Raw genomic sequence first — 25,105 nt, forward strand, 5'->3', positions numbered from 1 at the left:
GTAGAAACACCGGAAGAGTACGCCGGTAATGTGATGGGCGACCTTTCCTCTCGCCGTGGCTTGGTACAAGGCATGGAAGAGATGATTGGCGGCGGGAAGATTATCCGCGCAGAAGTGCCGTTATCCGAAATGTTCGGTTACTCCACCGTGCTGCGTTCCATGTCGCAAGGCCGTGCCACCTATACCATGGAGTTCAAGCACTATGCTGAGGCACCACGTAATGTCGCCGATACGATTATTGCCGCCCGGGGCAGTAAGGGCTAAACGTTAAACCGCAGTAACATACTCAACCGCCAGTGGAAAATTTTACGCTGGCGGCTTTTAATTGGCTAGATAGCGACCCGCCGGCTAATCTCTACCACCTGACTGTACAGACCACGGTCGCCAGCAGCAGCGGGATATAACCGCCGTCCAACACTTTGATAAGATTAGCGATTAAAAAGCTGGTATCGATAATAAGAAATCCCCCCGCCACTAACATGCTGGTTGGTAAACTCCAACGCCATATCTTGTGCATAGCGACAAATAACAAACCAGACGTCATCAACATCGTTAACGACACTGCAATACCGTAAGCTGCAGCCAGGTTTTCAGAGGATTTAAAGAATACAGCCAGAAATATAGTCACTATCATTAATAGCCAATTGATGGTGCCAATATAAATATAGGGTTGAGCGTCTGGGAGAACAATTTTCAGACCTTCAAGGGCTGAGAGTACAGATATCGCTGGCGACGCCCAGCCGATAACATAATCCCCCATATAAAAACGGGGTAATCATTTACCCCGTTTTTATATTGTTATCATCTCATGAAATCAAATCTTCGCTGTTGCGAGATATTTTTTCATCTCTTCGGCAGGTACCATCCCACCGCCGGTAGCCCAAACCAGATGGGTTGCATTCTGCATTTTCTCAGCACTAAAATGGTTATTACTTAAATAGTCAGAACACTGACTTACCCGCGCTGCACCCGGCATTCCAGCCAGTGCCGAAGGCTCCAACTGAATACCTTCATCGCGATTTAGCAAGCCGAGCAGATCGTACATCTCAGCATCACTTAAGGTATAGAAACCGTCCAGTAAATGCTCCATCGCACGGCCAACAAACCCTGATGCCCGCCCTACCGCCAAACCATCGGCGGCGGTGATGTTGTCGATACCGATATCCTGCACGGAAATACCATCGTGCAGGCCGGTGTACACCCCCAACAACATGCAAGGTGAATGGGTTGGTTCGGCAAAAATACAGTGCACATGGTCACCAAACGCTAGCTTCAGGCCGAAAGCAACACCACCGGGGCTGCCACCAACCCCGCAAGGCAGATAAACGAACAGCGGGTGGTTTTCATCAACCACAATCTGCTGCTCGGCAAACTGTTTTTTCAGCCGACTGCCTGCCACCGAGTAGCCAAGAAAGAGTGTTGGCGAGTTCTCATCGTCGATAAAGAAGCAATTCGGATCAGATTCTGCCTCTTTGCGCCCTTGTGCCACCGCCACGCCGTAATCCTGTGCATACTCAACCACATTTACGCCGTGTTCACGCAGTTTACGTTTTTTCCATTCACGCGCATCGGCAGACATATGCACACTGACACTGAACCCCAGCTTGGCACTCATGATGCCAATCGACATCCCCAGATTACCGGTAGACCCCACCGCGATACTGTACTGGCTGAAAAATTGGCGGAAATCATCTGAGAACAGTTTGCTGTAATCATCGGTTTCGGCCAATAGCCCAGCCTGTAGCGCCAATTTTTCAGCATGGGTTAACACTTCATAGATGCCGCCACGCGCTTTAATCGAACCAGAAATCGGCAGGTGGCTATCTTTTTTTAATAACAGTCGACCGCTAATTTCAACGCCGTATCGCTGTTGCAACGTCTCTTTCATGGTGGGAATCGCCACGATATCAGATTCAATAATACCGTGAGTCTTTTGTGTTTCAGGGAATGCCTGACACAGATAGGGCGCAAAACGTTGCAGCCGTGCCTCGGCATCCGCCACATCCCACGGCGTTAATCCGACATACGGCAATCCCTCTGCCAATATGGTCGATAACGGGTTAAACCAAGTGACCTCCTCTAAATTGATAAGCTTTTTGACCAAAGGAAAGTCGGTAATCAATTTATCAATTTCAGTGTGTTTCATAGCATGTCTCTTTTCGGTCATATGATGTAAGAAAGTAGGAAGGTAGTACCTAATGCGATCACCGAGGCGATAAAAGTCGCGGTGGTGTAATATTTAAATGTCTCATTAAGGGTGGCACCGCAGTATTGCTTTACCAACCAGAATAGCGAGTCAGTGACGATGGTGAAACCAATGGCACCAGAGCCAATCGCCAAGGTGATAATTTCCGGGCTGACATTGGGATACATCGGTAATATCGGTGCCACTATCGCCGTCGCCCCCATCATTGCTACCGTAGCCGAGCCAACCGCCGCATGCAGAATCAATGCCACCAACCAGGCCAGTAGAATCGGGTGCATATCCAGATTAGATAAAATCACCGCCAGCGTATCTGCCAAACCACTGGCTTTTAATATGCCGTTAAATGCCCCACCGGCACCGATAATCAACAGGATATTAGCAATCGAGGAGAAACTATCTTCGGTTTTAGCCAGCAGCGTACTCATACCTATATTTTGGCGAATGCCCAGCATGTAGTAGGCCACAAATGCGGCAATAAACATGGCGGTAATGGGGTTACCGATAAACGATAATACTGAATATAGCGGAGTGCCTTTTTCCATATTCAGTTCTGCGGCGGTTTTCGCCAACATCAGAATAATGGGCAGTAACACGGTAAATAGGGTTGCACCCAAAGATGGCAATTCATCTTCATTGCGCACTTTAATTTCAGAGAACGCTTGCGGTACCGCTTTAAAGGGCAGTCGATTACCCACTAGCCGCAAGAATAACGGCCCACCAATTAATGATGCTGACAGCCCAACCACCAGCCCGTAGACAATCACAGTGCCAATGTCAGCCCCTAAGGCATTGGTGACATACATGGCTGCCGGATGCGGTGGCACCACACAGTGAACGGCCATTAGCGCCGTACACAACGGGATTGCCAGTTTTAATAGCGAGGTATTGGTCTTTTTTGCGATGGAAAAAGCCAGTGGAATCAATAACACCACCCCCACTTCAACAAATAGCGTAATGCCACAGATCAATCCAACTAACACCATCGTGACATCAGGTGATAGCCAGCGGCAACGTTGTAAGGTGATACCGATGCGCTCTGCCGCACCAGAAATCTCCATCATTTTGCCTAAAATGGTGCCCAGCCCGATCACTGCGGCTAAAAAGCCCAGCGTCCCGCCAATCCCACTTTCAATGGAGTTAACCATCTCAATGGGATTCATGCCCATTAATAGCCCGACATAAAAACTGGCTAATAATAGCGCCAGAAAAGGATGTATTTTCAGTTTTACAATGGTGAAGATGATAATAATGATACTTGATAATAACGTACCCACTACCCATATTTGTGAGTCCATAGCCAACCTCATCTAATAATAAGTTCTATCACTATTGAATAAGAATTAGCCGGGGCTGACAAATGATGAAAACCAAGCTTAAGATGAACTGGATTGACCCAAACATGTAATATTGGTCAAAGTTTTATGATTTATTCAGGTTTGCATCACATTAGATAACCCTAAATGTCTGCTCCAGCAATAAATACGGTATGCTATTTAGTCAAAAATGATTGTCTGAGCCGCCGCCATGTACCCGGAAAAAAGCTATATCACTCGTAATAAGCTGCTTAATGGTTATCAGCTATCCAAACTCTATACCTTTGAAATTGCCGCGCGGCACAGCTCATTTGCGCTGGCGGCTGATGAGTTATCCATCAGCCCCAGTGCCGTTAGCCACCGGATCAATAGTTTGGAAGAGGAGTTAGGGTTCAAACTGTTCCAGCGTTTTCATCGTAAAGTGGAGCTAACCGGCGAGGGAGAACGTGTCTTTTGGGTGCTTAAATCGTCGCTGGAGTACCTGAATCAGGAAATTTTGGAGATAAAAAATCAGGAGTTGTCCGGTACATTAACCGTCTATTCCCGGCCATCCATCGCCCAATGTTGGCTGGTACCGAAATTGGCGGACTTTGCCCATCGCTATCCTGCCATTAGCCTGAATATTCTGACCGGTAATGAGAATGTTAACTTTCAGGGCGGCGGCATTGATTTAGCGATTTATTTCGATGATAAAACGCCGGAGAAACTGTCATATCAGCACCTGATGGATGAATCAATGGTCCCCGTATGCAGCCCGGAATATGCGGAAAAACATCAGTTACACGGCAATCTGATCAATCTGCGGCAGTGCACCTTACTGCACGATCGGCAAGCCTGGAGCTATGACTCCGATCGCAGTGAGTGGAATAGCTGGAGTCAGCAAATCGGTTTTGATCTTGATCCTACCCAGCGCAGCATGGGGTTTGATCGCTCCGATTTAGCGATTATCGCAGCCATAAATCACGTTGGGGTGGCGATGGGCCGTAAAAAGCTGGTCAACAAACGGTTGGAAAACCAAGAGTTGATTATGCCGTTCCCCGACATGGAAGTCAGATGTGAACAACGCTATTACATTTCAACATTATCCGACCGGCAATGGCCAAAGATTAACGCGTTTATTCAGTGGCTTAAGAAGATGGCTGATGAGTCCTAAGGTACAGGCGCTCCCTCACAGAAGCGCCTGAGGCTATTACGACATCTCGGCGGCTTTTTGCGCCAAATCACGGCTATAGTGGCGGCTGGCATCTACCAGCATATGGGTATAGGCGGTTTTTTCGCAGTCAGTGGTCAAATCCTCAGTGTTCAGTGTTTCCAGAATCCGGCCATGTTGCATCACCGCGACCCGATGACAAAGGTGAGCAATGACCCCCAAATCATGAGTTACCATCAGATAGGTTAGCTTCTCCCGCTGTTGCAACTCAGCCAGCAGATTAAGGATCTCTGCCTGCACCGACACATCCAGAGCCGAGGTCGGTTCATCCAGCAGCAATACCCGCGGCTCGAGAATCAATGCCCGCGCAATGGCGACGCGCTGGCGCTGCCCACCCGAGAGCTGATGGGGATAGCGCTGGCGAAACTGCCGGTTGAGGCCCACTTTATCTAAAATAGTGTCGATCCGTTGGTCGCGATCACCAATGCCATGGATAATCAGTGGCTCAGACAAAATGTATTCGATGGTATGACGCGGGTGCAGCGAACCATAGGGATCCTGAAACACCATCTGAACATGGCGGCAGCGCTCACGCTCAATCCGGTGTGCCAGGGGGATCTGATTCAAGGTTAGCTGACCGCTCCAATGGTTAAACAGCCCCGCCAGGCATTTCAGCACTGTGGTTTTACCCGAACCGGACTCCCCAACCAAGCCAAAAATCTCACCGTTATTCACCGTCAGATTAACATCAAACAGCACCTGATTCTGCTGGCTGCCTTCACCAAAAATAAGGTTAAGGTTATTGATTTCAATCATCGCATTTGCAGACATAACAGGCTCCTTAACCATTCATCCAGGCCGGATCACGCACCATAACCGGCAAGCGATCACGGCGGTTGCCGATATCCGGTAATGCATTTAGCAAACCACGGGTATAGGGGTGTTGCGCCTGATCAAGGTCACAGGCCGCGATCGACTCCACGACCCGGCCGGCATACATCACCAGCACCCGATCGCAGAAACTACGCACCAGATTGATATCATGACTAATAAAGATCAGCCCCAAGCCACGCTCTTGCACCAAATCATCCAGCATCGCCAATACCTGCAAACGCACCGAGACATCCAGTGCCGAGGTTGGCTCATCGGCGATCACCATTTCCGGCCCGGTTATCAGCATCATCGCTATCATGATGCGCTGCCCCTGCCCGCCGGATACCTCGTGCGGATAGAGGTGATACACCCTTTGTGGCTGGCGGATACGCACCACATCAAACATCGCCAATACGCGCTCGCGCGCTTCCTGTCGCGAGACTTTATGGTGCGCCAGATAGGCTTCTGCCACCTGATCACCCACGCACACCACCGGATTGAGCGAGTATTTTGGGTCCTGCATAATCATCGACATACGTTTACCACGCACTTCACGCATGTGGGCTTCACTGGCGTTCAGCAAATCCACTTCGGCAAAGCGCAACCTATTAGCGTGGATCTGCGCGCTGGCCGGATGCAGCTTGAGCAGCGCCCTGCCAACCGTTGATTTACCCGAACCAGACTCACCGACAATCGCCAGTTTCTCCTTACCAAGGGAAAACGAAACACCACGCACCGCGTCGGTCACCTGTTTGCCATTGACGAAGCTAACCCGCAGGTCATCCACTTCCAGCAAAGGCACTGATTTATTCTGTTCTGGGGTCAAGAATGTCACGTAGGCCATCTCCTAGGAAGTTGAATGCCAGGCTGTTCAGCAGAATCGCCAGACCAGGAATTGTCACCAGCCACCAGCACTCCATCATGTAACGGCGGCCACTGGAGATCATCGCTCCCCACTCAGGGTCCGGTGGCTGAGCACCCAAACCAAGGAAGCCCAGACCAGCAGCAGTCAGAATGATACCGGCCATATTCATGGTGATACGGATGATTACCGACGGCAGGCACAGTGGCACAATGTGACGCAGCAAGATCCGCAGTGGCGACGCGCCCTGCAATTTCACCGCAGAAACAAAGTCCGCATTACGCAAAGAGAGGGTTTCCGCCCTTGCCAGACGGGCAATCGGCGGCCATGCCGTCAGGGTAATAGCAATAACCACATGCTCCAGACCGGGGCCTAATGCCGCGACAAAAGCCAGCGCCAGCACCAGGCTCGGGAATGAGATGAAAATATCGGTAATACGCATCAGGATACTGTCGACTTTACCGCCGAAGTAACCCGCCACCACCCCCAGTAACAGGCCGATTGGCCCAACAGTCACTGACACCAGCGCCACGATATACAGCGTGGTACGGGCACCATAAATCAACCGACTGTACTGATCACGGCCAAACTCATCGGTGCCAAACCAGTGTTGGCTACCGGGTGCCTGTAGTGAGTTATTGAGATCTTGCGCCAATGGATCATGGGTCGCCAGCCACGGAGCCAAGAATGCCACCACTAACAGCAAACCGATGATAGCGACACCAATAGCCGTCAGCGGGTTGCCCATTAACAAACGGAAGAAATTAACTACCCGCCGTAGCCCGCGCTTCCATCCCTGAGGTTTCATCTCAGGGCGCGCTACGACATTATCGGGTTCGGAGGAAAGCATCATTGATTCGTCCTCGGGTCGAAGATCTGATACAGCATGTCAGACAGTAAATTCAGTGAAACAAAGATCAGCCCCACCAGTAATACACAGCCCATCACCGCATTCATGTCACCCAATAACAGACTGCCCGTCAGATAAGAGCCAAAACCGGGCCATGAAAAGACGGTTTCGATCAAGACTGCGCCTTCCAGTAATGAGCCGTAGGCCAGTGCCACCACGGTCAGCAATTGCACCAGAATATTGCGGAATGCATGGCCCCACAGCACCTGAAACTCTGACAATCCTTTCACTTTGGCGGTAATGATGTATTCCTGTGACAACTGCGCCAGCATAAAACTGCGGGTCATACGGCTGATATAGGCCAGCGAGTGGAAACCGAGAATGGTAGCGGGCAGCACCAGATGGTTTGCCGCGCTGCGAAACACCTCCCACTCCCCCGCCAGCGCCGAATCAATCAACAATAAGCCGGTGCGGCGATCAACTAAACCGTCGTAGGCCATATCTACCCGCCCTGCCCCCCCCACCCAGTTTAGCCAGGCGTAGAACACCAACAGGCCCATCATGCCCACCCAGAAAATCGGAGTTGAGTAACCCGCCAGACTGATAAACCGCACCACATAGTCGGCAAACTTGCCGCGACGTGCTGCCGCCATGACCCCCAGCGGGATACCGAGACCAGCCCCGACCAGAATCGCCATGGTTGCCAGCTCAATGGTGGCCGGGAAGACCCGGATAATGTCATCCACTACCGGACGGCCGGTGAGTAAGGCATTGCCCAAATCACCGTGGATCAGTGAGTTAAAATAGATAAAGAACTGTGACCATAGCGGTTTATCCAGCCCCAATTGCAGGTAGACCTGCTGATAGGTACTTTGATCCGCATCCTGACCCACAATCGCCAGTACCGGATCAATCGGCATCACCCGACCAATAATAAAAGTAAGAATCAATAAACCGAATAAGGTCACGGCCACCTGCAAAAAGCGCTTCGATAAACGCCGTACGATCCCGTGTGGCGCCATCCAATCTGAAACATTCATGCTATCTCCCCCAACATGCAACGGTTTAACGCTGCTTATACACCTGCAACAGGCGGGTTGTGGTCGACGGATGTGGTACATAATCCATCACGTCTTTACGCACGACGACCGAATCAACCATTTGGGAAATCGGCAAAATGGCTGGGAATAGCGCGTCATAACGCTGCTGAACTTCAATGTACATCTGCTTCTGTTTAGCCGGATCTTTCTCGATTAACGCGTTGTCGATCAGCGAGTTGAGTTGTTGATCATAGAATGAAGTGCGCCAACCCTGGAAGTTGGTCAGTTTGGCGGCATCGCTGTTATCGGGGTTATAGGCAATGGAACGCAAACTGGAGTGCGGGTGCGGATCGACACCACCACCACCACGGCCCACCAGCATATCGAACTGACGATCACGCATTGCGCCATACACCTGATTACCGGTGCCCGTCAGAATTTTGGCCTGAATCCCTGCCTGTGCCAGTGTCGATTGAACCGAGGTGGCGACATTAATAAACGGCGGATCAGACAATACCCGCAGGGTGGTGGTGAAACCGTCGGGATAGCCGGCTTCTGCTAACAATGCTTTAGCTCTAGCCACATCCAACTTGTAGCCGGGATCCGGTAGCGTGACATCCATACCCTTCTGGATTGGCCGCTGATGGAAGATGCCATAACCCGGCATAATCGTTTTATTAATACCATCATAATCAACCAGGTAGCGCACCGCTTCCCGTACTTTAGGGTTAGCGAAATGCGGCTCTTTCAGGCTCATCGCGACATAATAAATAGTGCCGCGCTGGACCTCATCAACCTGGATTTGCGGGTTACTTTTCAGTGCATTGATATCCGGTACCGACATCCCGCTGGCGATATCAATATCGCCCTTTTCAATCATTAAGCGCAGCGCCTGCGACTCAGTCATGTGGCGGAATATCACCCGCTTCATTTTGGCGTCACCTTGCCAGTAATTATCTACCCGGCTGATACGTAACACATCTTTTGCCTGCCAAACATCCAGTTTGAATGGGCCGGAGCCAGCTTCATTGGTGGTCAGCCAGCCATTACCCCAGTCACCGTTTTTCTCATGCTGCATGACGGTGGCGCGATCAAGGATCGATCCACTGCCTAAGGTACCTAATGAATAAATTACCAGCTTGGGATCGGTGGGTTTCGGTAACTCAATTTCGACCGTCAGTGGATCTTTGGCGCGGATCAATTGCTCCACGTTATCGGCGGTAAAACCGTAGGATTTCCAGGTGGTGGCCTGTGCCAGATTCAGATGCATCAAGCGGTTCATCGACCAGGCAAAATCTGCCGCCGTCACGGGATTGCCGGAGTGAAACTTCATACCCTCACGCAATGTAAAGGTGATCAACTTGCCGTCGTCACTGATTTTCCACTCGGTGGCAGCGCCGGGCAGTACCTTACTGGGAGTGTGTGGATCCAGTTCCACCAAAGAGTCGTACAGGTTAACAATGATAGCGACAGCATCATTGCCGGTCATGGCTGCCGGATCGAGCGACAGCAGGTTATTCATATTCATGCCAACAATCAGTTGGTCATCGGGTGTTTTAGCGACACTGACGCCGGTCGACGTCAGGGTGATCAGTAGGGTAAGGAGGAGTGTTCTTACTATTATTATCGCGTTCATGGACCATCTCCGGTAAGAAAAGGCTAGATCTGAATGCTTGTTTTTATAGGTCGATACAATAGAGTTATCCCCAAAGTGATTGGAGTCGCAGGTAGGCAGCTCGCACTGCCGCGGCTTCAAGCACTAAGGGTATTGGCGGCGATATAATCGAAATTAATATCTTCGCCCAAGCCTGCTCTCGTCGGCAGAGAGACATAGCCATCACTGTCCATCGGGTCAATGATGCTGTTGAGATACGCGGCAGGCTCGTCATAATCCAGGAATGGATGCAACAACCCACGCTCATACCAACGACAGTTACGGATTGCACCGACTACCGCCAGATTCGGCGCACCATTGCCGTGGATTTCACAATCCATGCCGAACGATTCCGCCAGATGAGCCACTTTCAGACAAGGTGTGATACCGCCCACGCCTTGGACGCCAGCGCGTAAAATATCGCAGGCACCGGCCTTCACCCAATCAGCACGGCTAAAGTATTTACCGGCCAGACTTTCAGGTCCGATAATGTCAATTTGCAGGTTTTCCCGCAGCCAGCAGTAAGAGGCCATGCTCTGCTCTTCCATCGGCTCTTCGAACCAACTGAAATTAAGTTTTTGCAGTTCGCGACCAATATAGAGAGCATCACTGCGGCTGTACCAATGGTAGCCATCCAGCATCAGAGCAATATCCGGGCCGACGGCTTCACGCACCGCCGCACAAGCACGAACATCCATCTGCGGACTTGGCGCAAAAGAGACTGGCGGCATCCAGGTATGCAGCTTAATCCCCTTATAGCCACGGGCGACCAGTTGCTCGGCAAAACGCGCATACTCATCCGGGGTCGACAATCCATCAGCTAACTCATCACCACACATGGTGCTACCGTAAGCCAATACTTTGTCGCGATATCCGCCCAGCAATTTATAGACTGGCTGACCCAGTTTGCGCCCCAACAAATCCCAAATGGCTTGCTCGGCAATGGCCAGCGCCCGGTCGGTTAACTGATTGGCACTGCCGCGCTGCCAATGCACCAGATCATTCCATAACCGTTCGCGGTCAAACGGGTTTTGCCCAATCAGAACTTTTTTAAAGAAGCTATTGACGATGTGCGGGCGAATCACTTCCGGTGGTGCAAATGCATAACCGCAATCACCTTCGTCAGTGGTCAGCGTCAGCATGGCCATTTTGGCTAAGGACTCTGCGCCTGGATGCGAATGCCCTGCGGTATCAGAAACACGTCGGGTCGGATAAGAAAAAACGGTTACATCTACTGATATTATTTTCACCTGATTACCTGCCTTTATAATTCATTGAGTCTCTGGTCAGTTAACGCAGTAAACCCCTATTTTTTATGATGATTTAACTCACTTAAAATAATAAAACATCGGATCTATTTAAATGGAATGTCATTTCACCTTACCAGTATTGAAGATAACCCTGCATTAGTCATTAGGAGATTGGCTGCAAAATTGGCAATAAAGACGTGTTTTTTTAGGCAACTGCACAAATTATTGTGAGCAGCATCACGATGACGGGTCGGGAAAGGCCGATAGGGGGATATATTCCGCGTCAATAACGAGTATTCCCCCCCGCAATACCGGCTGGATGTTGAGGGGCTATTATCCATTTGGTAACGGATATCTTCGCCATGAATAGCCAATAGCCCAAACTAAATTGAATTCGCCGATAGTGATAAGAATAATCTTGTAAGTTACTGGTAAAAAATGAGTTTATGATAAAAGATATTGCTTAAAAATAAGGCCTCAGGCTATGCTCATCCCACTTATAACTAAATGTAACAGAGCGTTATACCCAAAGAAGTTGTAGTTGCAGGTGAGCGGTAGATGAAGGGAAAATCGGTTATGAACTGATTTGAACAGCATGTATGCCATGCCCGTAGGGTGAATCTCAAAAGGCTCATTAATCCAGTTCAACTTACGTCAGTAAGCCATTCGGGTGAGTGAACGTCGCTAATACACCTATAACTACAAGTAAAGGGGTATACAGGGGAAGTTAGCATGGATCGTCGTACACTTTTAAAATCATCCGGTCTATTACTGGGCGGATTAACACTGGGTAACTTTATTTCAACGGCGCAGGCCAAAAGCTCTAAGATAAACGCACAACCGCTGCTCCCTACTGAACAGCAGCCACTGCTGTTGAATTTTAATGAAAACTCGTTAGGAATGTCACCCAAAGCGCATCAGGCGATTATCGCCGCGTTGCCGACTGCATTTCGCTACCCCGATGCTGCCCGCGAACAATTGATTGCTAATATCGCCACACAATATCAACTCAAAACTGAGAATATCTCGCTGGGGAATGGCTCATCAGAGACGATTCAGGCAGTCATTCAAGCGGTTATCCGCCAGGCTGAACTTGCGAATACACCAATCCAGCTCGTGGTGCCGGACCCTACATTTAACTACGCCGAACTCTATGCCAAGCCTTTTGGCATTCCCATTGAGAAAGTCGTTTTGACCAAAGAAATGGCATTTGACCTGCCTGTAATGCAGCAGAAAGTCGCCAGCTTCAAAGGGCGTTCAATCGTCTATCTGTGTAATCCGAATAACCCTACCGCGACCATTACCCCGGCAAACCTTATTGAAGCCTGGATTAAAAATGCCTCACCGGAAACCTTGTTTATCATCGACGAGGCTTATGCCGAGTTTGTCAGCGATCCTGCATTTCGCAGTGCTATCGGGCTGGTTCAAGCCGGCCAAAAAAATCTGTTGGTTACTCGGACATTCTCCAAAATTTACGCGCTAGCGGGCCTTCGGGTAGGTTATGGTATCGCGCATCCAGAACTGATAGCCGCGGTGGAAAACTTTGTTTCGCTGGATAACACCAATACCGCCGGCGCAGCGGCGGCTTTAGCCTCGTTGCAAGACAAAGCCTTTGTACAATACAGCCGCCAGTCAGCCGATCAGGCGCGTCGAATTGTTACTCAGACCCTGGACGAACTGAAATTATCCTATGTTCCGTCGCAGGCGAACTTTGTTTTTCATCAGGTGAACGGGGATGTGAAAACCTATCAAAACCGCATGAAACAATATCACGTGTTTGTCGGGCGTGAATTTCCCCCCGCGGTGGGTTGGAACCGCCTCACGTTAGGGACGCCGGAAGAGATGATGGCCTTTGTCTCGGTACTAAAAATGTTCCGCACCAAGGGTTGGGTGTAACCGCCGTTATCCTGTGTCGACTTACGATATGTCGACCTACGATATAAAGGGGGGCTGGCCCCCCGATTACCCGACAAATACGTGGATAACAACACCGCGAAAAGTGGGATTTTGCCCGCCATCCATACGAAATTCAGGATGGGATCAGGCCAAGTGCATTTGAACAGGCAACCTGAATTAGGCGGTCAATCCGCCGTCCAATACCAGTGTTTGCCCGGTCATATAGCGGCTGTCATTGCCTATCATAAAAGCACTGACACGGGCGACTTCTTGCGCATCACCTAAACGCCGTAGTGGTATCTGTTTACGCAAGCCTTTTAAGGCATCGGCAGGCATCGCGCGCGTCATATCGCTGTCGATTATCCCCGGCAGCAGGCAATTAACCCGGATACCAAAACGTCCCATCTCCAGCGCCAATGAGCGGCCAAGGCCAATCATTGCGGCTTTACTGGCACCATATGCGCTCTGCCCGATATTGCCTTTGCTAGCGGTTACCGACGACATCAGCAAAACTGCGCCCTCGCCCTGCATGATCATCGGCGGCAATAGGTGCTTATTCCAATAGAAGATAGCGTTCAAATTGGTGTTCATCACATTGCGCCAGTTATCGCCATTTTGCTGAATATGCAGGCCATCACCAGTAATACCCGCATTATGGATTACCGCGCCGGGCGCACCATACTTCGCCAGCAGTTGTGGCGCGAGGTGGTCGACATCCGCTTCGTCGCTACCATCACAACGATAGTGGGTTACCCAGCCGGGCAGGCCCGCACAGCTTGCTATCACATCGTGACTCTGTTGCTCACCACTGCGCCAGGTAAAGACCACATTCCACTCTTTGGCCAGTTCTTCGACCAAAGCACGGCCAATACCACGACTGCCACCGGTAATTAATACCCATTGCCTACTCATAATATTATTTCTTCTGTTCTGCCAACTTCTGGCAAAGCTCGCCTAAAGTCATATCTGGATTTTCCATAAACATTTCCGCATTCAGCGTCGCCCCGAATTCGCGCTTTGCCAGCACCATCAGTTCGACATAATCAAGGCTGTCGAGTTTTAGCTGATGCAGCGGCATATCCGGTGACAATGCCGACATTTCCAGATCTTTGGCGTCAGATAACATTTCACAAACGGTGTCATAGACGTGTTGATACTTTTCCATGGTCTTATCCTTATTTAGTGCGCGGCTAATGGCCACGTTTTTAATGTTACAGCGGTGGTAATTAATGCCCCAGCATCTAAGCGGGCCTGAATAGCGGCGCGCAATACCCACCCATCATCGGCATTACCGACAATAAGTGTTGGCTCGATGCTGTAGCGCAATGCGCCACGGACAAATAAATTTGGGTTATTGACGCCCATAAATTCAGCACTGAAATGCACGTCATGGTGAGTCTGGATGACTGGCACATGCTTAAAGACATCAATCAAGGTGTCAGCCTGAATGCCCGGTAACACCTGTTTAGCGGTGGCCAGTGTTTGTGGGGCGGCGACTAATAATTTAAACAGCAATGCATCGAAAAACCCCCAACATTCAGATGGTTGCGTGGCATCTCCTGGATACTGTTGACTTAACTGATGAAGGTTATCCGCCGAGAGGACCGACCAATGCTCGCTTTCTGACAATACCAACGCCGGTGCGCTGCGCAATTTGCTGTTAAAACAGTTTTCGCCGCTGCCAATATCCACCAGATTGCCACTGGCTTGCCCTGCCCCTTGCTCGAGTTGCAGGTAGTAGGGGGTGTTGCACAGAACCGGCTGACGTAAACGGGTGTTAAAACGCAGAAAATCCGTTGCAGGCAAGCAGGGTAATAACCCAGCACTGAGCTGATATTTGATATCTAACATCGCACGCATACCATGTACGGTAAGTGCCTGTTGGCCGAACCGTTGTGCATGTTGCAGATCAAAATGGATCGGATTGTAATCGCCGGAAAACGCAGCCCAACGCTGTGCATCACTGAGGGTGTAGTTGAATATCATGCTCAATCCAGCCCGATAACCAAGGCGGCATTGGCGCCACCAAAACCGAAACTCAGGTTTAGGGTATTGCGCAGTACTTTAGGTCGATGCCCCTCGCTGATGTAATCAAGATCGCACTGTGGATCAGCATTTTTCAAATTACAGGTGGCGGGCATTATCTGATGCTCAAGCGCTTGAAGACAGATAATGGATTCAAAACTGCCCGCCGCCGCAATCAGATGGCCGGAATAAGATTTGGTGCTGGACAGTGGCGTGGTATAAGCCGCATCGCCAAAGGCCTGTTTAATGGCCTGAGTCTCATTGAGATCGTTAAGCTGGGTCGAGGTACCGTGCAAGTTCACATAATCAATCTCATCAGCACTCAAACCGGCCTGTTGCAAGGCGTGACGGATAGTCTTCACCCGCGCCACCCGATCTTCCGCCGGTGCGGTGAAATCAAATGCATCAGAGTAGTTACCGTAACCTTTGATCTCACCGAGGATGGTCGCACCGCGTGCAATCGCACCTTCTCGTTCTTCCAGGCACAGTACCGCCGCACCTTCAGACAGCACAAAGCCGTTGCGATCCAAACTAAACGGGCAACTGGCTTTGGTGATATCGTCTTGCTCGCGCGCCAGTGCACCCAGAATATCGATATTCCATACTGCGGCATCGCTGCGCAATGATTCACCCGCCCCTGCCAGCATCATTGACGCCCGACCACTACGGATAATTTCAAATGCATCACCGATGGCTATGGTCCCGGTAGCGCAGGCAGCAATCGGGGAGTTCTGATAGCCGCGTAACCCCCAGTACAGGCTGCACGCCGCAGTGCCCGCATTAGGCATTGAGAGGAAGCAGCCAAAAGGCGTACCCAGCCCGGTTGCCAGATAACCTTCATAGTTATCATGTGTTTCATCCTGCCCCGCCCAACCGCTACCAATGATGGTTCCGCAGTCCAACAAGTCATAATGAGCCTCGGGAGATTGCTCGGCGAAGGCCATCCCCATCGCCTCTTTCGCTGCCGCCAGTACCAAACGGGCATAACGCGGTAGGCGGCGGCGGATAGCCGCAGGCACTGATTTCAGATTCGGCTCAGCATCAAGCAAACCAAAAAAGCGCGACTTGATACCCTGCTCAGATTTATCGTAATAACGATAACCCAATTGATAGTCCATAATCGCCGCCCAGCTCTGCTGTGCCGTCATGCCCATCGGGGTCACGCTGCCATAGCCGGTTACCACCACGCGGCGCTGTTTATTTGTATTTGTCATGATTTAATTCCTTTACTTTCCCTGCTGTTATCAACACCACCCCCTAGTGCCAACCACAGTTTCATGGTGGCATTTAGGTAGTTATATTGAAGTTCGAGCAAATTGGTTTCACTGGTCAGCAGGGCATCCTGCGCATCCAGTAAGGTCTGAAATGAGACGGCACCGGCTTGATATTGGCTGTTGGTCAGGATTAGCCGACGTTGGCTGAGTTGCAAGTTTTGCCACTGATTCTGTTTTTGTTGCTGATAGCTCAGCCGTGCCGTCATCGCGTCATCGACATCTTTCAAGGCGCTATAAACCTTGCTGCGAAAATCAACGGCCGCCAATTTCACTTCCAGCTTTGACTGCTCGATGGTGAGCTGCACAGTGTTCCACTGGAGGAAAGGCAGTGCGCTGTTGACACTGAGTGTCCGGCTCGGGTTGCTAAACCATTGTGAAAACACCGCGCTGCCGGCATCTAAACTCGCTCCTAGCGAAAGGGTCGGGTAGAAATTCAGCTTGGCAACATCAGATCCGGCCAAGGCTGCACGCAAGCGCCATTCGGCAGCCTGCACATCAGGCCGTTGAGCAATCACCTGTAACGGTAAACTTTCCGCTATCGCAACTTGCTGTTGTAAATCCAATGACTTGCGTTCGGCCTGACGATAATCAGGCGCGCGGTTAAACAGCAGTGCCATGGCATTACGTGCAGCTTCCCGCAGTTGTTCGAGATTTTGATACTGATTTTGTCTATCCAGCAGGGCTTGTTGTGCCTGCAATAGTTCAATTTCACTGGCATCCCCCGCCGCCAGACGCGAGCGCACAATGTTGAGCGTATCTTGCGAAATAGCCAACGCCGCCTGTTGGTAGCCCAACTGCTGGTTAAATTTAGCAATCTGCCAATAGATATCCGCAGTGGTCCCAATCAGTGACAGCGCAGTTTCTTGTCGATCCTGTTCGGTCGCATTGACCAGCCAGGCAGATTGCTCACGGGCGCGGGCCAGTTTGCCCCACAAATCCAGCTCGTAACTCAGACCAAGCGAGGTGCTATAGCTTTCTCGCGGCTGGGTATTTTCATTCAGCGAACGGGTATTACTGCCCGCACCGGTCATGGTGATATCCGGTGTCAAATTGGTATTGGTCAGCCCTGCCGTCAGGCGCGCCTGCTGTAATTTCAGGCCAGCAGCAGCTAAGTCATTATTACTGACCAACATGCGACTGATGCTGTCAGACAGTTGTGGATCATCGAAATTTTCCCACCAGTGCACACTGTGATGCAGGTAACCCCCGCCGGTATCTTTAACCCGCCACTCCTCGGGAACCGACAGCATGGGGCGCTGATAATCGCTTTTCAGTAATGAACCGCAGCCGGTTAACAGCAGCATGATAAGTCCTACATTAATCAGTCTGCTCATTCTCGTGCCAGTGCCTCGGTTGGGTGCAAACGGGCGGCATTGCGCGCCGGGAAAAAACCAAACCCTAGCCCGATAAGCGCAGAGAAACTGCACGCCAGCACTAACGGCGGCCAGGTGAAAATTAGGGTAAATTCTTGGGTAACCCACGAGAAAATCACCCCCGCCAGTGCCGAACCGATAATCCCAATCAAGCCGCCGAGAGTACAGATAACCACCGCCTCAATCAGAAACTGGATCATGATGTCGCTGGGGCGAGCACCAACTGACAAGCGAATACCAATTTCATGGGTCCGTTCAGTCACCGACACCAGCATAATATTCATCACCCCGACCCCACCCACCAGCAACGAAATCGCGGCAATGGAGGTGATTAACAATGTCATCGAATCAGAGGTTTTCTGAATCGCTTTGCTCATCTGGTCATTGCTCAGAATGAAAAAGTCCCGCTGGCCGTGGGCCATATCCAGCAGCGTTTCAACCTCGCGCTGCACCTCATTCAGGTTGTAACCCTCACGTACCCGCACGGTGATTGATTCGAGTGGAATATCACCTGAAATGCGCTCGGTGAGTGAGGTATAAGGCATCCAGGCGGCCAATAACCCGCCAAATGACGAACCATTACGCTTGGCGACCCCGATCACCCGCAGAGGAATACCATCGAGTTGAACAATTTCGCCAATCGGATTTTCCCCGACAGCAAACAGGGTGTCACTGAGCTCAGGTTGCAAGATAACCACCGGCTCACGCGCATTGACGTGGTGCTGGGTAAAACCATCGCCCACAGTAAAACTCAGCCCTTTTACTTGAAAGAAACCGTTACTGACCCCAGAGAGCGAAATCATCACTTGTTTGTCGCCACGCACCGCAGCAACCATCTTGCTCACCACCGGTGACAAGCTATCGACATAGGGTTGTTGGCTAAGTAATGCCACATCTGCCTGCGTGAGTGCGCGCTCAAAATCAGGGCGCGGTTTATCCCAGCCCAATCCGGGACGAATATCCAGATTACTGGTACCCAGTTGACTGATTTCACTTAGAATTTCTTGACGCGCACCTTCGCCCACCGCCATGGAAGAGACCACCGATGAGATGCCGATAATGATGCCCAACATCGATAAGAAAGCACGGATGCGATGCCCGAGCAGTGAGCGCCAGGCCATTTTGATAGCTTCCCTGACACTCAACCACCAGTGTGGCCGACCCGTTGCCAGTGTGGCGGGTAACGCGGCGTGAACAGCCTCTGTCTCAGATGCCTCATTATGGCGATCAGCAATGATTTCACCGTCGCTTATCTCAATAATGCGCTGGGCCTGATTAGCGATATTACGATCATGGGTCACGATAATAATGGTGTGGCCGGACTGATGCAGGCCATGCAATATTCCCATCAACTCTTGCCCACTGGCTTTGTCGAGCGCACCGGTCGGCTCATCGGCCAAAATAATACCGGCACCATTCATCAGAGCGCGGGCAATACTGACACGCTGCTGTTGCCCGCCCGAGAGCTGTGCTGGTTTGTGTAACAGATGCTGACCAAGACCTAAGCGGCGCAATAAATAGGTCGCACGCTCCTGACGCTCAGCAGATGGCATAGCAGTGTAAAGTGCCGGAATGACCACATTCTCCGTTGCCGTCAGATATGGCATCAGGTGGTAGCGCTGAAAAATAAAACCGATGTACTGGCTTCTTAATTGCGCCAGTTGCTCACTGCTGGCCTGCCGGGTAGAGATGTTATGAATCGACATCTCCCCCTGTGTTGGCTTATCAAGACAACCAATGATATTCATTAGCGTCGATTTACCTGACCCGGAAGCACCGATGATCGCCACCATTTCGCCGCTACCAATAGACAGCGAGATATCTTTAAGGACCGCGACCGATTGGCTACCCGACGCAAAATGGCGATAAATGCCATTAAGTTCGATCAACGGACATGGAGAATCAACGGTATTAGCGCGCATTGGTGACTCCCGAAGGTGCACCCATTAGCACCACCTGATCACCTGGCTGTAATCCTTCTTTTACTTCGGCATATTGATCATTACGCAGACCGAGCAATACCTCACGAACCACCGTTTGTTTGCCTTGGATGACCTGAACCTGATAGCGTTTATCTGACTGTTGACTCCCCAGCGCTGACAGCGGTACTCGCAACACATTTTTCGCCTGCGCGGTGATAATGAATACCTGCGCCGTCATTGATGTGCGCAATAGTCGCTCACGGTTGGCAATGCTGAATATGCCGTTGTAATAGACGGCAGAAGGTTGCTGACTGTTAGATGTGCCGGAACTCTCTTCGCGTAAGCTTTCTGCCGACGCTTCCTGAATAGCATCCATCCGGCTCTCATAGCGGCGCTCGGGGTCAGCGACCACATAGAACCATAGCGGCTGCCCAACGCTGACTTTGAGAATATCGGTTTCTGAAATACGGGTGTGAACCGTCATGGTATCGACATTCGCCAGCACCAAAATTGTCGGCACAGTTTGCGAGGAAACAATGGTTTGCCCCTCTTTGGTGACAATCCCCAGTACTTCGCCGTCAATCGGCGCCATGATGCGGGTAAAACCCAGATTGGCTTTGGCGGTTTGCAGTGACATTTGGCTTTGCACAATTTGCGCTTCGTTAACGTGCAATTGTGCTAACTGGCTGTCGTATTGCGCCTGCGCTTTTTCTAGCGCACTTTTCACACCAGAACCTTCCGTTGCCAAAGTCTGTTGACGGCGAAATTCAAGTAGATATTGGCGTAACAACGCTTGGCTCGCCTGCTTTTGTGCCTGCGCGCTCTGTAATTCAGCTTCCGATTTACGTAACTCGTTTTGCTGCAAGGTCGGGTCTATTTCAGCTAACAATTGGCCACGAGTGACGCGATCGCCCTGTTTAACATAGAGTTTGGTTAGCTGTCCGTTGACCTGTGCGCCAACATTCACCTGCAATGAGGGTTTTAAGCTGCCGGTTGCCATGACGTTTCGTTCGATATCACCGCGACCAATAGTTTCGGTTAATTGCGGTACGTCCTGCTCGCTATTAGATAACCACAGCACTACCCCACCGCCGATAACTAACAGCAGTGTAATAAGCAGGATCAGGAGTAACCGTGGTCTGTTGTTCACTATGTTTATACGCATGATTAACCTGCAACCGGTGTCAGGCGGCTTAATGCCGCAGATTGCGCAAAACGCGCCAACTGACCGTCATTTAAGCGGAAAACACTGTCAAACATGGGTAAGACACTTTCACTGTGTGTCACGGTGATCAGTGTTTTCTGATATTCCCGGCAATGTGCCAATAAGGTCTGCATCACCTGATGGGCGGTGTCTTCATCCAGATTGGCTGTAGGTTCATCTAACACCAATACCGGGCAATCGCTGTACATCGCTCTGGCCAGCAATAACCGCTGACGCTGGCCTAAAGAGAGTGCGGCATGGCTTTCACGTACCAAAGCGCTGAGGCCACCGGGCAACTTATCGATAACCGGGGTTAATTGCAGCCCTTGGAGTGAACGTTCAATACGTTGACGTTTTTCAGCATCGACATGCCCATCAAACAAAGTGATGTTTTGTAATACCGAGGCATTAAACAGGATATCTTCCTGGCTTTGCAGGAAGAACAAGGCATGGGCCTGCTGAAAATCTACCGGCTTCCCATCCACCAATACCTGCCCTTGCTGTGGTGGCATCAACCCCGCCATCACTTTCAACAAAGTACTTTTGCCCGCACCAGATTCCCCGATGATCGCCACACTTTGCCCGCGCGTCAGTGACAGCGACAAATTGCGCAATACCGGCTGACTGGCGTCATAGGCAAAACGGATATTCTGATAGACCAATTGGCGGGTAAATGCCGGGATCGCCTGCGGAATCGGTGAACTGCTGGTTGAGGGTGTTGCCTGCCCGGCAGGGAACAGATCACGGGCACGGATATCAATGACATGCAGTTGGTTTTTCTGCAAAATCGCATAGAAGATCTTGGTGATATACGAGGTAAAGATCTCACGGACAAAGCTATAGGCAAAGAATTCCCCCAAACTCAGCGTCCCCTGCTTCAACAACGGCAACGCCAGCAGCATAAAGAACACCATTTCCAGGCTGCCGATCAGTTGATACAGACTATTTTTGACCTGATCGTAAATTTTCTTCTTCTGTAACGCACTGAATAATGAAAGTGCCAGACCGGCAAACACCCCTTGGCGTTGACTGGCCAAACCGGCTGATTTAATAGTGGAAAATCCCTGAATGGTTTCCAGAATAAAATCACTTTGCTCAGCACCTTTTACTTGTAACTGTTGGGTGTAATAACGGTCACGGTAGATGGCCCAAATACTGATAAGCCCCATCAGCAACACGCCGACGGCAGAAACCATCGCCAGCACCGGACTCATATAGCACATCACCGCCAGCGCAATAGCACCAATTATCCAGTCGGTACGCAGGCCGTTATCCAGTTCTATTTTTTGCGTAGCCGCCATTTGCCAGTTGGAGAAGCGGCTGAAAATATCACCCGGTGCGCGTTTATCAAAAAAGTTAAGCGAATGACTGAGCAAACGGGAGAAGCCGGCGACACTATTTAGCACCACAAAGTGTTTGATATAACGTTCGGTGATGTATCGTACGCAAAAAGCAAGTGACGTTGAGACCACAAAAGCCAATAGGAAATAGAAATAGGGGAAGTCTTTATCACCCGCGGAAGAAAATACGTCATTAATGGCGCTACTGACCATGGTCGGCATGATAAACAGTGTCAGCGAGATCAAAAATGCCAGTGTCATCAGCCAGTAGATGCCACGAACACTGGCGGTCTCTTTCAAGCTCATGCAGTCCAGTGCGCTTAATCGCGTACTGTGTTCAATTTTCTTCACCGCCTCTGGGTCTGCCGGTGTTTCTGGATCCAACACCAAGGCATAACCGCTAATTTCCGCTTTCAAAGCATCCATTGGCAACAACTGCTGACCGATTGCCGGATTCATCACACAGACATAGTTGCCTTTACGGTAAGCAAGTAACACGTAGTGGTTCGCGCCATAATGCAGAATGGCGGGCAGCGGTAAGGCAGACAGCTCCTGATGTTCAAACACCACAGGGTAAGCGGGTATCGCCAATTCAGATAAAATAGTACAAAGCGTAGCCAATGACGTGCCATGCGCCGAGGCAGGATAACGCTCCCGTAAGCTTTCCAACGGCGCGTTGATGCCTTGCGTCTGTGCCAGCATCGCAATACAGGCTAAACCGCATTCATTGGTTTCGCTTTGAAAAACTTGGGTCGGGATTATCTTTTCCATTTTCTACTATTCTTTATGAGTGCCATTATTCGTTAATAAAAAATAACGAATGTGAGTGCCATAACAGCCAATCTTGCGGATGTTGCGTCATTGATGTTTCAATCAATTCGGGTAATTTACTTTTCACTTCTCGCGCGCTAAGTGCAGGATAAATATTTATTTTTATTTCTTTGTCGTAGTACAGATAATAAAAAACCACCTGCGCTGAAAGTGCTCTGGCAAGGCGAATAATGCCACTGTGTAAATTGGCTGGGCGGTTGAACAATTGGCAGGGTATTTTTGCCGTTTCAGCCATCTGGTTATTGACGGTGTAATCCGGCGTAATGTCCGGGAAAATCATAATATTGCGCTTATGCTCGGCCGCTTCCATGATGCCTTCCATCAGGTTACCGGCGATTGCACGGCTGTCAGCATGGATGGAACAATAGGAAATATTCACCCCGCCCATCTGCCGCGCCTGCTCTTCATACGCCTCGGCACTGGCTGATACCACCACGGTCGCCTGCCCCGGATAAGCATTAGCCCCCACCATGCCGGCGAGCACATCAGAAACCATATGCAGCGGCGCTAAAATAACCGGTGAACCGGCCTCATGCAGTGCACGAACCTGGCTATCTAACTGCTGAGTACATGCTGCTAACTGAGCTAAAACCCGCCGGTTTTGGCCATAAGTCGCCGCCAGCTCCAATACCTGACGGCGCTGGGCGGTACGCATAAAATTCTGTGCTGATGGGCTATTGTCACCATTCAATAAACACTGGCTGTTGGCCGCCGCCACTCGCGCCAGATTCTTCTGTCGCTTTGGCATCAAGCCTAAAGCCCGGCGCAAAGCACCGAGCATCAGTAAGAAACGATAATCACCGTGCCGTAACAGCCAGCAAGCCAGCCTGGCCTGCCCGCGGGCAAGTAACCGCCCACTCAAAGCCAGCTTATCGAGCTGGTTTCTCCAGGCGAAATAGCTCCATACGGCTAACAGTCTCATTATTTCTCCAGCGCCTTATCGTGCTCGAGTAATGACAAGAGATGATCCGAGAACGCAGGGAATTCCCTGTCCTGCAACGCTATCCATTTTTTGCCGACAATAAAGCTCGGGGTGGCGTCTATCTTGTAATGCGCAGTCACTGCCGTCATATAGGCGAGTAACTCTTTCACTTCAGCGGATTGGCTGACTTGCTGATATTTGGCGACATCAATGCTATTGGCTTTTAGCCAGGTTTCGAGCTGGCTGTTATCACTCAGGTCAATGTTGTCTTCCAGTACCGCTTTGTATGCGTTTTGGCGGTGCTGCGGCTCAATACCCATGACGGATAAAGTGGCGAAAATAGGTGCAAAACGCCCCAAACCGGTAGTTTTATCACTGCTGATATGCAGGCGGATAAAACGCGTCCCTTCTGGCATGCGGTTTTCTAATTGGGTGACATTCTCTTCATTGATGGCGCAGTAATGGCAGCCATAAGAGAAAATCTCGATAATGCTTTTATCGTCTTTGATTGGGCTATTTTCAATGTCGCTGCTACTGACAGCGAACAAGCTTTCCTGCGCATCCTGATTGAGGACGAAATAGTGGAAATAGGCGGTTGTTATCAATGAAGAAATAAGGATAACCAACAGTGTATAGCCTATAAAGAATCCCTTACTCCTAAACATATTTTTTTCAGTAGACATAGTTAGTTCTATTCACAATCAGAGTTCAGGTAAGACATAAACAGAGTAAAATGACATTTATGTCCGAGAAATGAATTTTCTAATATTCAGTTAATACGAAAATTCTTGAATTTAAGTATCGATGGTAGTTTTAAAAAATCAGGCAAGTACAGAAATCCCTCCCGCACTTGCCTGGGATACTATTAAATATCGATAAAAATTAACGAATACTTAATTTATATCTTATTTGCAGTTAGCAATGTTGGTAGCTGTAGCAGTACGGCTAGTTACTTTACCGTGCTTGTCAGTACAAGTAGTAATAGCCTGGCAAGTCAAAGTAGTACTACCTGACAGCCACTCATAAGTATCTTTACAAGTTACACCAGTACCGCCAACGATTGTATTTGCTTCAGCCATGTTCATTTTTTTCATGAGAAAAATCCTTAAAGGAAAATAAA

General features: G+C 50.2%; 21 protein-coding genes and 2 pseudogenes. 3 read left to right on the forward strand and 20 right to left on the reverse strand.

All coding sequences use genetic code 11. The features are described 5' to 3' along the window. Positions 1 to 264 (forward strand): annotated as a pseudogene (gene fusA / locus V2A85_RS10825) (elongation factor G); the annotation flags it as partial. 109 nt (positions 265 to 373) lie between these two features. Here fusA and V2A85_RS10830 read toward each other — a convergent pair. The 3 genes and pseudogenes from V2A85_RS10830 to dsdX form a co-directional block, all read right to left on the reverse strand. Further along, positions 374 to 664: pseudogene (locus V2A85_RS10830) on the reverse strand (KUP/HAK/KT family potassium transporter); the annotation flags it as partial. Positions 665 to 814: 150 nt separating this feature from the next. Continuing rightward, complete coding sequence (locus V2A85_RS10835) at positions 815 to 2,146, reverse strand: D-serine ammonia-lyase (protein WP_420071408.1); 1,332 nt, start codon at positions 2,144 to 2,146, stop codon at positions 815 to 817. Positions 2,147 to 2,163: 17 nt separating this feature from the next. Continuing rightward, positions 2,164 to 3,501: a D-serine transporter DsdX gene (gene dsdX / locus V2A85_RS10840; RefSeq protein WP_420071409.1), complete on the reverse strand. Its 1,338-nt coding sequence runs from the start codon at positions 3,499 to 3,501 to the stop codon at positions 2,164 to 2,166. 229 nt (positions 3,502 to 3,730) lie between these two features. On the opposite strand from dsdX, the gene dsdC reads away from it, so the two are divergent. Next, positions 3,731 to 4,672 carry a DNA-binding transcriptional regulator DsdC gene (gene dsdC / locus V2A85_RS10845; RefSeq protein ID WP_372558085.1) on the forward strand — a complete coding sequence of 314 codons (942 nt, stop codon included), beginning with the start codon at positions 3,731 to 3,733 and terminating at the stop codon, positions 4,670 to 4,672. A gap of 36 nt (positions 4,673 to 4,708) precedes the next feature. Here the strand turns inward: dsdC and V2A85_RS10850 are convergent, their stop codons facing one another. The 6 genes from V2A85_RS10850 to V2A85_RS10875 all read right to left on the reverse strand — a co-directional run bounded on the left by V2A85_RS10850 (position 4,709) and on the right by V2A85_RS10875 (position 11,198). Beyond that, positions 4,709 to 5,485: an ABC transporter ATP-binding protein gene (locus V2A85_RS10850; protein ID WP_083163844.1), complete on the reverse strand. Its 777-nt coding sequence runs from the start codon at positions 5,483 to 5,485 to the stop codon at positions 4,709 to 4,711. A 25-nt stretch (positions 5,486 to 5,510) separates the two neighbouring features. Beyond that, positions 5,511 to 6,386, reverse strand: a complete 876-nt coding sequence (locus V2A85_RS10855) for an ABC transporter ATP-binding protein (RefSeq protein ID WP_372558084.1) — start codon at positions 6,384 to 6,386, stop codon at positions 5,511 to 5,513. Next, positions 6,349 to 7,212, reverse strand: coding sequence for an ABC transporter permease (locus tag V2A85_RS10860; protein ID WP_072088690.1), 864 nt, complete (start codon positions 7,210 to 7,212; stop codon positions 6,349 to 6,351). Before V2A85_RS10860 ends, V2A85_RS10855 begins: the two co-directional genes overlap by 38 nt. Before the next feature lie 41 nt (positions 7,213 to 7,253). Continuing rightward, a complete protein-coding gene (locus V2A85_RS10865) occupies positions 7,254 to 8,294 on the reverse strand; it encodes an ABC transporter permease (protein ID WP_420071410.1) in 1,041 nt (346 codons plus the stop codon). 25 nt (positions 8,295 to 8,319) lie between these two features. Then, on the reverse strand, positions 8,320 to 9,822 hold the full coding sequence (locus V2A85_RS10870) for an ABC transporter substrate-binding protein (protein ID WP_372559828.1): 1,503 nt from the start codon (positions 9,820 to 9,822) through the stop codon (positions 8,320 to 8,322). 224 nt (positions 9,823 to 10,046) lie between these two features. Then, the gene (locus tag V2A85_RS10875; protein ID WP_372558083.1) at positions 10,047 to 11,198 is read right to left on the reverse strand and encodes a mandelate racemase family protein; all 1,152 of its coding nucleotides are present in this window, start codon (positions 11,196 to 11,198) and stop codon (positions 10,047 to 10,049) included. Between the two features lie 732 nt (positions 11,199 to 11,930). Here V2A85_RS10875 and V2A85_RS10880 point away from each other — a divergent pair. Then, the gene (locus V2A85_RS10880) at positions 11,931 to 13,094 is read left to right on the forward strand and encodes a pyridoxal phosphate-dependent aminotransferase (RefSeq protein WP_420071411.1); all 1,164 of its coding nucleotides are present in this window, start codon (positions 11,931 to 11,933) and stop codon (positions 13,092 to 13,094) included. Between the two features lie 177 nt (positions 13,095 to 13,271). Here the strand turns inward: V2A85_RS10880 and V2A85_RS10885 are convergent, their stop codons facing one another. The 11 genes from V2A85_RS10885 to V2A85_RS10935 all read right to left on the reverse strand — a co-directional run bounded on the left by V2A85_RS10885 (position 13,272) and on the right by V2A85_RS10935 (position 25,079). After that, a complete protein-coding gene (locus tag V2A85_RS10885; RefSeq protein ID WP_420071412.1) occupies positions 13,272 to 14,006 on the reverse strand; it encodes an SDR family NAD(P)-dependent oxidoreductase in 735 nt (244 codons plus the stop codon). A 4-nt stretch (positions 14,007 to 14,010) separates the two neighbouring features. Beyond that, positions 14,011 to 14,259 carry an acyl carrier protein gene (locus V2A85_RS10890; protein ID WP_042568505.1) on the reverse strand — a complete coding sequence of 83 codons (249 nt, stop codon included), beginning with the start codon at positions 14,257 to 14,259 and terminating at the stop codon, positions 14,011 to 14,013. Between the two features lie 14 nt (positions 14,260 to 14,273). Next, a complete protein-coding gene (locus tag V2A85_RS10895) occupies positions 14,274 to 15,080 on the reverse strand; it encodes a hypothetical protein (RefSeq protein WP_372558080.1) in 807 nt (268 codons plus the stop codon). Between the two features lie 2 nt (positions 15,081 to 15,082). Beyond that, positions 15,083 to 16,333: a beta-ketoacyl-[acyl-carrier-protein] synthase family protein gene (locus V2A85_RS10900; RefSeq protein WP_372558079.1), complete on the reverse strand. Its 1,251-nt coding sequence runs from the start codon at positions 16,331 to 16,333 to the stop codon at positions 15,083 to 15,085. Beyond that, entirely contained in the window at positions 16,330 to 17,727 is a 1,398-nt protein-coding gene (locus tag V2A85_RS10905; protein ID WP_420071413.1) for an efflux transporter outer membrane subunit, read from the reverse strand. The genes V2A85_RS10900 and V2A85_RS10905 overlap by 4 nt, the downstream gene beginning before the upstream one ends. Continuing rightward, on the reverse strand, positions 17,724 to 19,688 hold the full coding sequence (locus tag V2A85_RS10910; RefSeq protein WP_420071414.1) for an ABC transporter permease: 1,965 nt from the start codon (positions 19,686 to 19,688) through the stop codon (positions 17,724 to 17,726). The genes V2A85_RS10905 and V2A85_RS10910 overlap by 4 nt, the downstream gene beginning before the upstream one ends. Further along, a complete protein-coding gene (locus V2A85_RS10915; RefSeq protein ID WP_420071415.1) occupies positions 19,678 to 20,853 on the reverse strand; it encodes an efflux RND transporter periplasmic adaptor subunit in 1,176 nt (391 codons plus the stop codon). The genes V2A85_RS10910 and V2A85_RS10915 overlap by 11 nt, the downstream gene beginning before the upstream one ends. A gap of 2 nt (positions 20,854 to 20,855) precedes the next feature. Then, entirely contained in the window at positions 20,856 to 23,003 is a 2,148-nt protein-coding gene (locus V2A85_RS10920) for a peptidase domain-containing ABC transporter (protein ID WP_420071416.1), read from the reverse strand. 25 nt (positions 23,004 to 23,028) lie between these two features. Then, positions 23,029 to 23,985 (reverse strand): ABC transporter, encoded by a 957-nt coding sequence (locus V2A85_RS10925; protein WP_372558074.1) that lies wholly within the window; start codon positions 23,983 to 23,985, stop codon positions 23,029 to 23,031. Beyond that, positions 23,985 to 24,611, reverse strand: coding sequence for a DsbA family protein (locus tag V2A85_RS10930; RefSeq protein WP_372559827.1), 627 nt, complete (start codon positions 24,609 to 24,611; stop codon positions 23,985 to 23,987). Before V2A85_RS10930 ends, V2A85_RS10925 begins: the two co-directional genes overlap by 1 nt. Positions 24,612 to 24,890: 279 nt before the next feature. Next, positions 24,891 to 25,079, reverse strand: a complete 189-nt coding sequence (locus tag V2A85_RS10935) for a DUF4762 family protein (RefSeq protein WP_372558073.1) — start codon at positions 25,077 to 25,079, stop codon at positions 24,891 to 24,893. Between the last annotated feature and the right edge of the window lie 26 nt (positions 25,080 to 25,105).

Origin of the sequence: Yersinia sp. 1252 StPb PI, assembly GCF_048593885.1 — a bacterium.
In the GTDB taxonomy this organism is placed as follows: Bacteria; Pseudomonadota; Gammaproteobacteria; order Enterobacterales; family Enterobacteriaceae; genus Yersinia; species Yersinia enterocolitica_E.

What these genes read in the sequence shown, in the direction of transcription:
- V2A85_RS10855 (WP_372558084.1), bottom strand. Translation starts at nt 6,386, where the DNA reads ATGGCCTACGTGACATTCTTGACCCCAGAACAGAATAAATCAGTGCCT.
- V2A85_RS10910 (WP_420071414.1), bottom strand. Translation starts at nt 19,688, where the DNA reads ATGCGCGCTAATACCGTTGATTCTCCATGTCCGTTGATCGAACTTAAT.
- V2A85_RS10905 (WP_420071413.1), bottom strand. Translation starts at nt 17,727, where the DNA reads ATGAGCAGACTGATTAATGTAGGACTTATCATGCTGCTGTTAACCGGC.
- V2A85_RS10895 (WP_372558080.1), bottom strand. Translation starts at nt 15,080, where the DNA reads ATGATATTCAACTACACCCTCAGTGATGCACAGCGTTGGGCTGCGTTT.
- V2A85_RS10935 (WP_372558073.1), bottom strand. Translation starts at nt 25,079, where the DNA reads ATGAAAAAAATGAACATGGCTGAAGCAAATACAATCGTTGGCGGTACT.
- V2A85_RS10880 (WP_420071411.1), top strand. Translation starts at nt 11,931, where the DNA reads ATGGATCGTCGTACACTTTTAAAATCATCCGGTCTATTACTGGGCGGA.
- dsdC (WP_372558085.1), top strand. Translation starts at nt 3,731, where the DNA reads ATGTACCCGGAAAAAAGCTATATCACTCGTAATAAGCTGCTTAATGGT.
- V2A85_RS10885 (WP_420071412.1), bottom strand. Translation starts at nt 14,006, where the DNA reads ATGAGTAGGCAATGGGTATTAATTACCGGTGGCAGTCGTGGTATTGGC.
- V2A85_RS10925 (WP_372558074.1), bottom strand. Translation starts at nt 23,985, where the DNA reads ATGAGACTGTTAGCCGTATGGAGCTATTTCGCCTGGAGAAACCAGCTC.
- V2A85_RS10865 (WP_420071410.1), bottom strand. Translation starts at nt 8,294, where the DNA reads ATGAATGTTTCAGATTGGATGGCGCCACACGGGATCGTACGGCGTTTA.
- V2A85_RS10835 (WP_420071408.1), bottom strand. Translation starts at nt 2,146, where the DNA reads ATGAAACACACTGAAATTGATAAATTGATTACCGACTTTCCTTTGGTC.
- V2A85_RS10870 (WP_372559828.1), bottom strand. Translation starts at nt 9,822, where the DNA reads ATGAATATGAATAACCTGCTGTCGCTCGATCCGGCAGCCATGACCGGC.
- V2A85_RS10920 (WP_420071416.1), bottom strand. Translation starts at nt 23,003, where the DNA reads ATGGAAAAGATAATCCCGACCCAAGTTTTTCAAAGCGAAACCAATGAA.
- V2A85_RS10915 (WP_420071415.1), bottom strand. Translation starts at nt 20,853, where the DNA reads ATGCGTATAAACATAGTGAACAACAGACCACGGTTACTCCTGATCCTG.
- V2A85_RS10890 (WP_042568505.1), bottom strand. Translation starts at nt 14,259, where the DNA reads ATGGAAAAGTATCAACACGTCTATGACACCGTTTGTGAAATGTTATCT.
- V2A85_RS10900 (WP_372558079.1), bottom strand. Translation starts at nt 16,333, where the DNA reads ATGACAAATACAAATAAACAGCGCCGCGTGGTGGTAACCGGCTATGGC.
- dsdX (WP_420071409.1), bottom strand. Translation starts at nt 3,501, where the DNA reads ATGGACTCACAAATATGGGTAGTGGGTACGTTATTATCAAGTATCATT.
- V2A85_RS10850 (WP_083163844.1), bottom strand. Translation starts at nt 5,485, where the DNA reads ATGATTGAAATCAATAACCTTAACCTTATTTTTGGTGAAGGCAGCCAG.
- V2A85_RS10860 (WP_072088690.1), bottom strand. Translation starts at nt 7,212, where the DNA reads ATGAAACCTCAGGGATGGAAGCGCGGGCTACGGCGGGTAGTTAATTTC.